The organism is Methanolobus tindarius DSM 2278 (assembly GCF_000504205.1).
Taxonomy (GTDB): domain Archaea; phylum Halobacteriota; class Methanosarcinia; order Methanosarcinales; family Methanosarcinaceae; genus Methanolobus; species Methanolobus tindarius.
Map to the genome: position 1 here is coordinate 335128 of NZ_AZAJ01000001.1, position 12499 is coordinate 347626.

Sequence of the window (12499 nt, forward strand, 5' to 3'; positions counted from 1 at the left end):
TGAACTGTAATTTTTGAAATTAAGAGGATAATATGTACATAAAGCAATTTGTTGTTGGTATAAGCCTGCTGGTTTTTTTAGTTGCCAGTATCGGTTTTGCTTCCTGCTCGGAACTTATTGACGTTGAAAGGCATGTGCCTTCTGATTTTTCAGAAAGCGAAATGGCAGAGATTACGCTGGAAATAACAGGAGAGAGCCCGTTTATTCTGGGTATAGTGGAAACTATTCCACAGGGGTTCACTTTCCCTGAATCAGATGCAGATATATCAAGTGCCACGTCTTTTAAAGTTGACAGGGATGCAGGAAAAATCTCTTTCTCAGTGACTGACGTTACTGAAGTAAAATATAATGTAATCCCTTCTGATGATGCTGAAAACTCGTTTGAAGGATATTGGGTTGACATGCTTTACCAGACACAGGAATTAAATGAAGGAAAAGAACGATGGGTTCCAGTAACTGATCCTAATTCTGCTTCAAGCGGACAGAGTTCCACTGCAGATTCTTCCAGAGATTCTGAATCCGGCGTGGAATCCAGTGTACCGGGTTTTAGTTTCTTTTTGGCTTCGGTCTCTATTTTTGTATGTGTTCTTTTAGTAAGGAAAAACGGAGGGAAGGAAGAATGAACAAAAGCAGAATTTTTTTGATTGGAATGATAGTACTTGCCTGTTCATTTGCTTCCGCAATGAATGCTGCCGCAATAGGTTCCAGTCTTCCATGTGATGATGGTGACGGAGTATTGACTGAAAGCGAGGTTTCAGATGTAGTATGTGACTATATGCTTGAGGAAGGAGACCATACTCTGGATGATGTCGGAGATGCTGCATATATACTTACATTCTGGGACGGAAGACCAAAAACCATTATAGACGGCAATGACAGAGAAGTAATTTTTTACAGGCCAGTTGAAAGAATAATCACAACTAATCCTGATAATTCAAGAATTGTTATTTCACTGGGAGATATTGATAAAATAGTAGCAACAGACGAGTGTACACGTGGTGGTTGTGTGCTTCCAAGAGACTCTAATGATGAAAAGCTCGTTGTGGATGCATGGGAAGCTCTCCAGACATATGATGATGGACAGCTGGATGATCTTCCTGAAACAAACACACGTAAAGAGATTGACTATGAGACAATGGCAATTCTTCAGCCTGATGTTGTTTTAGATACACTCTGGTATAATCGTGGAGATCTTATCGAAGAAAAAGTAGGATGTCCTTGTGTAGATATCGGATCTGGATTCACATTTGGAGAAAACTACAACCAGATAGAATTGTTAGGAGATGTCCTTGACGAAGAAGAAAGAGCAAGTGAACTTGTGTCATTCATCGAGTCAAAAGTTGAAATGATAGAATCAGTGACATCCCAGATAGATGAAAGTGAAAAGCCGACAGTTTATTTTGCACCAAGAGGAGCTACAAAAGGTTTTTATGATTCTGTTGAAGGCAGAGACTTTACACGCACTGAAGCTGTATATGAGCCTTTAAGCATTGCCGGTGGAATCAATCTTGCAAAAGACTGTACAGGTGAAGAGATAAATGTTGCACCTGAGCAAATAGTTGTCTGGGAACCTGATGTTATTTTCGTTGCCAAAAGTACATGGGATGGAGAGAGCGGAGTTGGTTTTGTAACAGAAACTCCGGAATTGTCTGAGATCCCTGCTGTAATGAATGATCAGGTCTATGATTGTTTCTATCCTTACTGCAGAGGCAGACCGATTGACAGAACCTTGCTGAATATGATCTACATGGCCAAGCGCTTGCATCCTGAAGAATTCAGTGATATTGATCTGGAAGCTGAAGGAAATGAAATTTACAAGGAACTTCTTGGAGTTGATGGAGTATTCACTGAGCTTGCCGAATACCAGACATTTGCAAAAGAAGTGTATTGAACAAAACTGCAAAATGTAATTTTTACAGGGAAAGAAAACGCTGCATTTGATCTGCATATTCTTTCCCTGCAATTTTTGGTGAAAATATGCTAAATCTATTTGAAAAAAAGAACAATCTGAACACAACAAATTCAGGTGGTTCTGATAAAAAGCAACATTCTGCTGTAAGAGAAGATTACCAGCGTTTTGTTGGAAGAAAGATAATACTTCTAATCAGCATGTTTGCTCTTATTATTTTACTGGGAGCTTTTTTTGTAACAATCGGCCCTCTTGAAGTTTCAGTAATTGAAGTCTACAAGATTCTTTTTTCCAGATATTTCCCTGACCTTTTTGCAACCTCCGGTCTTCCATCACAGGTTGTCTGGAACATTCGTTTACCACGTATCGTTGCAGGCATAATGGCAGGTTTTGGCCTGGGAATATGCGGATGCGTAATGCAATCCGTCTTGAAAAATCCCCTGGCAAGTCCGTTTACACTTGGTATTTCCTCAGGAGCAAGTTTTGGAGTTGCGGTTGCTGCCGTATTGGGAGTAGGAGTAATAAGCGGCCCATATCTGCTTGTGGGTAATGCCTTCATGTTTGCAATGCTGTGCTCCCTGTTCATTATTGCTCTTGCAAGTCTCAAAGGAGCAACATCAGAGACACTTATACTTGCGGGAATTGCTATTAATTATCTTTTCAGTTCTCTCACAGACCTTTTTCAGTATTTCGCTACGGATGAACAGCTCCGTCTGATGGTGAGCTGGGGAATGGGAGACCTGTCTGCTTTTTCATGGAGCAATTTCCTGCTTCTGCTATGTGTCTTTGTGATTTGCACACCGCTTTTGTACATGAAGGCAAACGACCTGAATATCATGGTAATCGGAGACGAGAATGCAAAAAGTCTCGGAATTGATGCAAATAAGGTCAGGATGTTCTGCATGCTGCTTGCAAGTCTTCTAATTGCAACCATTGTATGTTTTACAGGAACTATCGCTTTCATAGGTTTGGTTGCACCGCATATGGCACGTATGGTAATCGGTTCGGATCACAAATACCTCTTCCCTGCATCGGGTCTTTTGGGTGCGCTTGTACTGATATGTGCCGATGTTACAGGTATGAACCTGATAAGACCGACAATCATTCCGACAGGCATCATGACCTCCCTGCTTGGAGTACCGTTCTTCATGTACCTCATTCTCAAAAGAAAACGCAAGGAGTTCTGGTAAAATGGTTACGGTGAATGTAAACAATGTCACTTTTGGCTATAACAGCACAAAAATACTTCAAAATGTATCAGTCGATATTGACAGATCAAGCTTTGTCAGCATTGTTGGACCAAACGGAGCAGGCAAATCAACGCTGCTTAAATGTGTCAACAAAATACTCAAACCTGAATCAGGAGAGATTCTTGTTGACAGAAACAGCATTCATGAAATGAAACGGATGGAAGTGGCAAGAAATGTTGCCTATGTCCCTCAGAGTTCGAACAGGGTCTTCCCTACAACTGTATTTGAAACAGTTATGATGGGAAGACGACCTCATCTTGGATGGTTCAGTAACGAAGATGATAAGGAAAAAGTCTGGCAGGTTCTTGAAGAAATGGGACTCGATGACCTTGCTTTACGTAATTTTGACGAACTCAGCGGAGGTCAGCAGCAAAAGATCCTGATAGCAAGAGCATTGGCACAGGAAACAGGGGTTATTCTCCTTGACGAACCCACAAGTAATCTTGATATCTGGCATCAGCTTGATGTTATGGAAAATGTGAGAGCTCTTGTCAATAATAAAAATGTGACAGCGTTAATGGTTGTCCATGACCTCAATATGGCTTCCAAGTATTCAGACTGGATCCTGATGATGAAAAACGGGGAAATCGTCTCTGCCGGGAATCCGGCTTCGGTGCTTACCTGTGATAATATTGAACAGGTCTACGGTGTTGAAGCACATGTGCATACACATGCAGGAATTCCGTATGTGATGCCACTCAAGCAGGTGGGACTGGCAGCTGATTCCTGCATGATGAAGGCTGAAGACGGATTAAAAGCTTAGGAGAATGAAAATGTTTGAAGTTTTCAGGAAAAGTTCGCAATTAACGGACAGAAACGAAATCAATATTGAAACATTCTCCGATATACGAAAATATGGAATTCTATTCATATTTTTCGTGACTTTGTTTTTTGCAGCAGCTATTGCTATGGTTATGGGAGCTTATGATATTTCTTTTACAGATGTCTATGCCACCATATTCGCAAATATAGGACTCTTTGGTGATATTTCCAATGTCAGTAAATTGCATAACACAATCATATGGAACATTCGTCTTCCGCGGATTCTGCTTGCAATAACTGTCGGAGCTGCACTCGCAAGTTCAGGTGCTGTTTTTCAGGGTTGTTTTAGAAATCCGCTTGTTGAGCCTTATATTCTTGGTGTATCATCCGGTGCTGCATTTGGTGCAGCACTTGGAATTGTTTATCCTTCTGTTTTCAGTTCAGTTCAGATATCCGCATTCGTATTCGGTTCTCTTGCAGTGCTGGCTGCATACACCCTTGCAAGGACACGTGGCCAAACACCAATCGTGACCCTGATACTTGGAGGAGTAATAATCGGATCGATTTTTTCAGCACTTGTATCCCTGCTAAAATACATGGCAAATGACTCTGCTCTGCGTGAAATCGTGTTCTGGCTTATGGGAGGATTCTACTATGCAACCTGGCAGGATGTGTTTCTCACTGTTCCAATAGTTTTCATTTCATTCCTGATAATGTGGATGTATTCATGGAAACTCAACATCCTTTCAATGGGAGATGAAGAAGCAAAAGCACTGGGTGTCAATCCTGAAAAGTCAAAACTTATCATAATCACCATTGCAACACTTGTGACTGCCGTAGCTGTTTCCACTGTAGGCATAATCGCATGGGTCGGACTTATGATGCCACATGCTGCCAGGATGATACTCGGACCGGATAACAGGTTTGTTATCCCATCTGCTGCTATGCTTGGAAGCATCTACCTTATTGTCTGTGATACGATGGCAAGAACATTGACAACTTCCGAGATTCCGGTAGGAATTATAACTTCGATAGTCGGTGCACCATATCTGTGTTATCTCCTGCGAAATAAAGGAAGATCATTACTGGGGTGATAAGATGCTGAAAGTAAAAAATATCCATTTTAACTATGGAAGCAGCAAAATTCTGAATGACCTGTCTTTCAACGTTGAAGAAGGACAGTTATGCGGGCTTTTCGGACCTAATGGCTGCGGGAAAACAACGCTTTTCAAATGCTGTATGAATTTCCTGAAATACCACACTGGTTCAGTTGTCATGGATGGTGTGGATATTAAAGAATGTAGCATCGAGGATATGGCAAAAATCGTTGCCTATGTTCCCCAGGAGCATAAACCGCCCTTTCCGTATCTTGTAAAGGAAGTTGTTCTTATGGGAAGAACTCCGCACCTTGGAGGATTTTTTGGCATTAGTCGTGATGACAAGGAAAAAGCATGGAATGCTTTAGAATTACTTGACATTTCACACCTGGCAGAGCAACCTTACAATCAATTGTCAGGAGGACAACGTCAGATGGTATTGATAGCTCGGGCAATTGCTCAGGAAACAAGAATTATTTTCCTGGATGAACCTACATCTGCCCTGGATTTTAGCAACCAGATGAGAATCTGGAACCTGATGAGAAAAGTCAAAGATCAGGGCATAACGATTCTTGCGTGCAGCCACGATCCTAACCACGTATCCTGGTTCTGTGACAAAGTAGTAGTTATGAACAGGAGTGGTATTCTCTGTCAGGGTCCGCCACATGATGTGATAACAGAATCCGTACTCAATGATGTTTATCAGGATATGTGTTCAGTCAGGTCTTTTGAAGGCATAAGAATGGTATTGCCAAGAAGCGTGTCTGCCAGAGTTGGATAGCACCAATCACTTTTTTCTTTTTTATTGAGGATTTAAAATGAAATCAAAGGTACAGTATATTGCAGTGTTGGGTATATTGCTGTGCATTCTGCTAAGTGCCGGATGTACTGAGAATATGACCGATAATAGTATTGTTTCAGACGACACAAATACCGATGAACAATACAGAACAGTTGTTGACAGCCGTGGAGTCGAAGTCCAGATTCCAGCAAATATTAAACGCGTTGCTACTGTCAGCGATGGTCTGGTAGAAGGTGTAATGACATCCATCGGTGTCCAGGATACACTGGTAGGGGTCGGCTCGAGCTGTCTTCAACGTAATTTCAATTACACATATGAAACCGTTAGTGGAGAAACTTATGAATACAAGAACGGAATGAACCCCGTAACATATCTCAATCCATGGATCATGGATCTTCCACTCTTTGTTTCATCTGGTTCTGCAGTGAACTATGAAACCCTTGCAAGCCTTGAGCCTGATGTGGTGATAGTTCGTGTTGGAAGTTGTTCTTTACGATATCTTGACGATGAAAATACACAGAAAAGCATTGAAACTATGGAATCACTTGGTTTTCCGATAGTTGTTCTTTATGATCCGAATTGTTATGATTCTCCAGACATGGCCACCATCTCCGATGAAATAAACATAATCGGCCAGATTTTTGGAAAAGAAGATGAAACTCAGATCATTGCAGATTACCTTGAAGAACAAGTCAGTTTTGTAAGTGAGCGAACACAGGACATTCAGGCAGATGAAAAAACTGATGTGCTGGTATTTGGAGCATCACCTAAAGCACGAGGAGAAGGCGGAGCCGGACAGGTATTCGGACTTGACACTTTTGAATCCTTCTTTATTGAAGATATAGTGAATGCTAACAATGCTTTCCAGGAAGAAGGATATTTTAAAACGGTAAGTGCAGAGCATCTGCTGGCATTGAACCCTGATGTTATTGTTCTATGTACAGCCTCAGGATACCATCCACCACTTGAACTTTACCAGGCACCTTATTACCAGAATCTGCAGGAAATGGATGCAATCCAAAATAGGAGAGTAGTAGCCCTTCCATGGTCACCATGTAATTGTGCGAAGAGGCTGGAATACCCTATAGATGTAATGGTTATTGCAACCGGCACTTATCCTGAGCTGTTTGAGGATGTGGAGCTTGATGAATGGCTTATTACATTCTACCAGAATGTCTATGGTGTTGATGTTGAAACAGCAAAGCAGTTGCGTTCAGCACAATGGATGGACTGGACTATAGATGAATGTCAAAGTTGTTCCTGAGCAGCTATAATAATCCATGCTGGAAACAGTATGGATTTTTTATTTAATTAATCATTCAAAACAAGAATTTTCATCAGTTATTTTTCCACTGGTTGCAGATAAAAGAAGCGATCTTGTGTACTCATGACAGCAATCAGAAATTATCTGCTTTCTGGAGCCGTATTCGACAATTTTTCCTTCTTTCATGACAGCAATATTGTCTGATATATACGCAGCTGCAGCAATATCGTGTGTGATAAACATGAAAGTAATGCCCATTTTTTCTTTCATGTCAAGCATCAGGTTGAGGATATCAACCCCAATGGATGCATCAAGCATTGATATTGGTTCATCGGCAATTATCATGTCAGGTTCTGTGATTATCGCCCTTGCTATTGCTACTCTCTGGCGCTGTCCTCCACTAAGGGTATGGGGGTATTTATGGAGAAAACTCTCAACTGGTGTGAGTCCAACAGATTCAAGAGCACGAACAATCTTGCTCCTGTCAACATTCTTCCCGTTTTGAATAATACAAGGTTCTGCCACGAGCTGTTCAACTGTCATCATATGACTTAGAGAATCATAAGGGTCCTGGAATATCACCTGAACAACAGGTTTACCGTTTTCTGTGGAATTATTGTTGATATCTGCAAAAGAGATATTTCCGGAAGTCGGCTTCAATAGACCCAGTATCAGTTTTCCAAGAGTTGTTTTTCCACTTCCGCTTTCACCGATGATTCCAAGCACTTCACCTTTTTTCACAGCAAGGGAAACATTATCAAGAGCTTTTACCTCAGGGTCATTCCTCAAAATACCTTTACCTCTGAACACCTTGCTGAGATTGTCTATTTTTATGAGACAGGAATCTTCCATTATTATCACTCCAAATGGCACTCAGAATTAGATTCCAGATGACATGCTACTTTCACACTACCTGTACATTCAGGAGGTCTTACAGTCCTGCATATTTCTGAAACCCTGTCACAGCGTTCCATAAACTCGCAGACCTCGTATTTCTTCAAAGTTGAAGGCGGAGTGCCTGATATTCCTTTCACCCTCACAGGCTCACACATCAGAGGTAATCTTGAAGCCAGAAGTTTCCGGGTATACGGATGAACAGGATTGTTAAGAATTTCATCCCTGGTACCTGTTTCCACAATTTTTCCCGCATACATGATGTAAATCCTGTCACATATTCTGGAAATTGTATGCAGGTCATGGGAAATCACAAGCATAGATGTATGTTTCTGCTTTACTACATCCTTTAGTAGTTCGATAATTTTCAGTTGAACCGTTGCATCCAGTGCGGTGGTCGGCTCATCAGCAATGATTAATTCAGGTGAAAGGAGCATTGAAAGTGCGATCATTATTCTTTGTCGCTGTCCACCACTGAATTCATAGGGACAGGAATTCATTCTTGAAGGATTGATACCTACCATTTCAAGTGACTTTTCAGTCAATGAAAGCATGTCCTCACGAGACATATTTGTATGAGCTTTAATTGTCTCAAAGAATTGTGACTTTATTTTCACAAGTGGGTTAAGTGCATTCATTGAAGACTGGGGAACAAATCCGATGCTTTTTCCCCTGACTTGGCGCATCTTTTCCTTTTTGATGCTGTCAATCCTCTCTCCCATAAAGCTGATATTTCCTGACATATGCCTGTTGTGGGAATTTATATCCAGAACTGTCATGGCAAGTGTGGATTTTCCAGAACCGGATTCGCCTATGAGACCTACAATTTCTCCTTTGCCTATGTTGAAATCCACATTCTTGAGTACGTAATGCATGCCTTCCTTCGTTGAAAAATCAACATTCAGTCCTTTAACATCAAGCAATGACATCATTTTTCACCTTCCAGTGCCTGTCCAACAAGCACAAAAGAGAGTACTAATAAAGTGATACATAGTCCGGCAGGCATCAGCCACCACATCCATGCATCCGTGAAAAATACCAGCGGATATGATACTGCATATTTTATCATGGTTCCCCAGCTTGGAAATGAAGGATCTCCAAGACCCAGGAATGCAAGACCTGATTCTGAAAGTATGGCACGGATGGATTGCATGACAACTGTGGTTATCATTATCGGATACAGGTCAGGAACTATGTGTTTTTTGATTACATACCAGTTACCAGCTCCTGAGACTCTGGCAAAGTCCACATGACCTGAGACTCTCAATGTTTTTGTCTGGGCTCTGGTGATTCTTGCACCGACAGGCCATCCCATTACAATAAGAATGAAAATAATATTCCAGAGACTTGGACTCAGATACGCTGCAAGTATCAGGATAAGAGGCAGGTCCGGTATCATGAGGAAAATATCAACTCCTCTCATCATGACCCTGTCAAAGTTCCCACCGGTGTACCCTGAAAATACACCTGCAAGAGTACCAATAACCAAAACACCGAAAGAGACCATCAGGGCTACCATCAGCGAAGTTCTTGATCCGTAGACGAGATTGGAAAATATGTCTTTTCCAACATCATCGGTTCCAAGGAGATGTTCACTACTGGGCTTAAGTAAAGGATTGCTGGATACATCAGCAGGTGAATAGGGCGTGATTAACGGCGCTGCAATTGCAACGAAAATGAAAGAACAAAGAATGACAAGTCCGGTAATACCTTTTGGACTTTGCAATCTCTGTAACAACGTTTTTTCGTGCATTTTCAATCCTGCCCCGTTCTTCCGTCTATATAGGAACATGCAATGTCAGCCGCATAGTTACATGCCAGCACCACCAGTGACATGAATATGAAAGCTCCCTGAAGCACCGGATAATCGCGTTCTATAAATGAATTGTATACCAGCAGCCCCATTCCCGGATATGAGAAAACGGTTTCTATAAACACCGTACCTGCCACCATAAAACCAAGCATTGCAGCTATCTGGTTAATCACAGGCACAATTGAATTGATAAGCACATGTTTTTTTATTGTCCGATCTTTTAGTCCCCTGGCTTCTGCCATGAGCACATACGGTTTTCCAAGTTGCTGAACACAGACGTTCCTTACAAGCAAATATGTACCAGGCATTTCAAAAGCAGCAAGACAGAGCATCGGCAATGCAAGATGTGAAAGGATGTCCAGTGCATAATCACTGAACCCTGAATAGTTCATGTACGGGGTTATTGCACCTGAAGTTGGGAACCATCCGGTCTTGTATCCGAAGACAAATATCATGATAGCTCCAAGGAAGAATGCAGGTATCGACCTGAAAAACGGCATTATTACAAGAAGTGCATGGTCCAGTTTCTCCCCTCGTTTCCAGGCAGATTCAAGGCCGATTATAATACCGAAGATCGTTGAAAATACAAGAGCAGTGCCCATGAGAAGTATTGTCCACGGAAGTCTGCCTATGAGAATGTCAACTACAGGTACATTATAGAAAATAGAATAACCGAAATCAAGATGCAATGCATCTAAGATGTAATGTATGAACTGGATATGGAGAGGGTCATTAAGATGATAGTATTCCATCAACTTGTATTTCATTTCCTCATCGATGACCACAGGAAGATCAGCACTCTGGCTGCCTGTGATACTGAGTAGTGGTCCACCTGGCATTACCCGGGGAAGAAAAAAATTGATTGCAAGGATCAGGAAAAAAGTGATGGCATACTCCAGTCCCCTGGATATTATATGCCCTGACCTTTTCCTGTCCATTGCTCTTTATCTCTCCTGCTTTTCCCTGTTTAGCTATTCCCGCGGCGTATCAGGATGAAGGTACATGCAAGGATTGCAACTGAACCAAGGATTCCTATGCTTGAAGCTGCATTCTCTGTTGTTCCTTCAGCAGTGTCATCGTTGTCACCGTTCCAGGTTCCATAGATGAAAACAAGTTTGTTGTATTCGGTTGGCACACCGCCACCTACTCCACCATCCGTATAGAAGAAGCCGGTTACTGTGTCCTTACTGGTTGCACTGTAAACGTTCCTGTACATGAGCGGAATCGTTGGCACGTTGTCAGCTATAAGAACCTGCATCTTGTCAACCAGTTCCTTACGCTCATCCTCATCCATTGTGCTCATCTGCTCTTCTGCAAGAGCCATGAATTCCGAATTGTTCCATCCGGTTGATGTCGGGAATGAGTTCAGCATTCTGGCAGGGTCTGTGGATGTACCATGTGAGTATATTGCAAGGTCAAAATTACCTGCACCGACCAGTCCGTCAACGGTCTTGGTGTCTCCAGGTTTAAGAGTTATACTAATGCCTATTTCCTTCAGGTATGTCTGGACAAGTTCAGCAATCCTCTGGCTCTGCTGGTCAGAAGAATACAATAACTGGAACTCAAGTGGGTTTCCTTCTGAATCCAGTCTTATACCATCACTGTTAGTCTCAGAATAACCTGCATCATCCAGTATCTGATTGGCTTTTTCAATATCATATTCATACTGGGTTACATCAGGATTATACCAGCTTGAATAAGGAGGAACATATCCCGGATTTCCTTCAATTCCACCACCATGAAGTACTCTGCTCTCAATATCCGAACAATTCAGTGAATAATAAATTGCCTGGCGAACAGTCGTATCATTGAGTATTGTATTTGAAGGAATATTGAATCTCAGGCGGTAAACCCAGTAACCTGGTCCGCTGATAACCTCCATGTTGTCTGATTCATCAAGTGCCTGAACCTGGTCGAGAGTGAGGCCTGATTCATCCACTTCCCCTGTCTTCAGGGAAATAACAACATCGGATGTCTTGACATAGATGAGAGTGTCTATAATTGGTTCGCCAAGGAAGTAATCCTTGTTAGCAGTGTATTTGTAGGACTGCTGGTCCGTGTCATAATCTTCAAGAATGAAAGGCCCTGTACCTATTGCAGCCTCATCTTCCATGTATTTACTTGGGTCTTCAACATCTTCCCAGATGTGTTCTGGCATTATTGGGATGACTGCTGCAACCTGTTGCATGAAAGGTGCATAAGGATAATTTAGTGTGATAACAACAGTATGTTCATCGAGAGCCTCAACACTGTTAATTACGCCAGTGTTATACCAGCTTGAACCTATAGGACTTATTGATGCTTTTCCTTTTATGTAATCCATTGTGAAAACGACATCATCTGCTGTGAATGGTTCACCATCATGCCATGTTACTCCTTCTCTCAGGTGGAATGTCCATTCAAGACCATCATCGGAACTTTCCCATGATTCAGCAAGCAGACCAGTGAAATCTCCTGACTCTTCCGGCCACACAAGTGCATCAAAACAGTAGCTTGTCATGATATATCCGGGACCACGAGGATAGAATGTCAATGGGGAAGGAAAACCCCAGTCTGCTGTTGAGCTTGTGCCCCAGCTTGCAGTAAATACTCTTTCTTCGGTGCTGTCTTCGCCTGAAGCTGATGCAGGTACGAATAATGCTGCGATTACTGTACTTACAAGAAGTAATGATATGAAAAGAGAAATTGATCTTTTACTCAATTTCATC

12 protein-coding genes are annotated in these 12499 nt (G+C 41.9%); 7 read left to right on the forward strand and 5 right to left on the reverse strand.

The window, feature by feature from the left end; translation table 11 throughout:
- Positions 1-32 precede the first annotated feature (32 nt).
- The 7 genes from METTI_RS01530 to METTI_RS01560 all read left to right on the forward strand — a co-directional run bounded on the left by METTI_RS01530 (position 33) and on the right by METTI_RS01560 (position 7084).
- Positions 33-623, forward strand: a complete 591-nt coding sequence (locus METTI_RS01530) for a hypothetical protein (RefSeq protein WP_023844048.1) — start codon at positions 33-35, stop codon at positions 621-623.
- Complete coding sequence (locus METTI_RS01535; protein WP_023844049.1) at positions 620-1891, forward strand: ABC transporter substrate-binding protein; 1272 nt, start codon at positions 620-622, stop codon at positions 1889-1891. Before METTI_RS01530 ends, METTI_RS01535 begins: the two co-directional genes overlap by 4 nt.
- Positions 1892-1977: 86 nt before the next feature.
- Positions 1978-3099, forward strand: a complete 1122-nt coding sequence (locus METTI_RS01540; RefSeq protein ID WP_023844050.1) for a FecCD family ABC transporter permease — start codon at positions 1978-1980, stop codon at positions 3097-3099.
- Between the two features lies 1 nt (position 3100).
- Positions 3101-3922, forward strand: coding sequence for an ABC transporter ATP-binding protein (locus METTI_RS01545; protein ID WP_023844051.1), 822 nt, complete (start codon positions 3101-3103; stop codon positions 3920-3922).
- 10 nt (positions 3923-3932) lie between these two features.
- Complete coding sequence (locus METTI_RS01550; protein ID WP_023844052.1) at positions 3933-5015, forward strand: FecCD family ABC transporter permease; 1083 nt, start codon at positions 3933-3935, stop codon at positions 5013-5015.
- 4 nt (positions 5016-5019) lie between these two features.
- Positions 5020-5799 (forward strand): ABC transporter ATP-binding protein, encoded by a 780-nt coding sequence (locus tag METTI_RS01555; protein ID WP_023844053.1) that lies wholly within the window; start codon positions 5020-5022, stop codon positions 5797-5799.
- A 37-nt stretch (positions 5800-5836) separates the two neighbouring features.
- On the forward strand, positions 5837-7084 hold the full coding sequence (locus tag METTI_RS01560; protein WP_023844054.1) for an ABC transporter substrate-binding protein: 1248 nt from the start codon (positions 5837-5839) through the stop codon (positions 7082-7084).
- Positions 7085-7135: 51 nt separating this feature from the next.
- Here METTI_RS01560 and METTI_RS01565 read toward each other — a convergent pair whose 3' ends face one another.
- Genes METTI_RS01565 through METTI_RS01585 form a run of 5 tightly spaced genes read right to left on the reverse strand, consistent with a single transcriptional unit; the run spans position 7136 to position 12498 of the window.
- The gene (locus tag METTI_RS01565) at positions 7136-7936 is read right to left on the reverse strand and encodes an ABC transporter ATP-binding protein (protein ID WP_023844055.1); all 801 of its coding nucleotides are present in this window, start codon (positions 7934-7936) and stop codon (positions 7136-7138) included.
- 5 nt (positions 7937-7941) lie between these two features.
- Positions 7942-8910 carry an ABC transporter ATP-binding protein gene (locus tag METTI_RS01570; protein ID WP_023844056.1) on the reverse strand — a complete coding sequence of 323 codons (969 nt, stop codon included), beginning with the start codon at positions 8908-8910 and terminating at the stop codon, positions 7942-7944.
- Positions 8907-9731 carry an ABC transporter permease gene (locus METTI_RS01575; protein ID WP_023844057.1) on the reverse strand — a complete coding sequence of 275 codons (825 nt, stop codon included), beginning with the start codon at positions 9729-9731 and terminating at the stop codon, positions 8907-8909. Before METTI_RS01575 ends, METTI_RS01570 begins: the two co-directional genes overlap by 4 nt.
- 2 nt (positions 9732-9733) lie before the next feature.
- Entirely contained in the window at positions 9734-10729 is a 996-nt protein-coding gene (locus tag METTI_RS01580; protein WP_023844058.1) for an ABC transporter permease, read from the reverse strand.
- 29 nt (positions 10730-10758) lie between these two features.
- On the reverse strand, positions 10759-12498 hold the full coding sequence (locus METTI_RS01585) for an ABC transporter substrate-binding protein (RefSeq protein WP_023844059.1): 1740 nt from the start codon (positions 12496-12498) through the stop codon (positions 10759-10761).
- Position 12499: the final 1 nt, after the last annotated feature.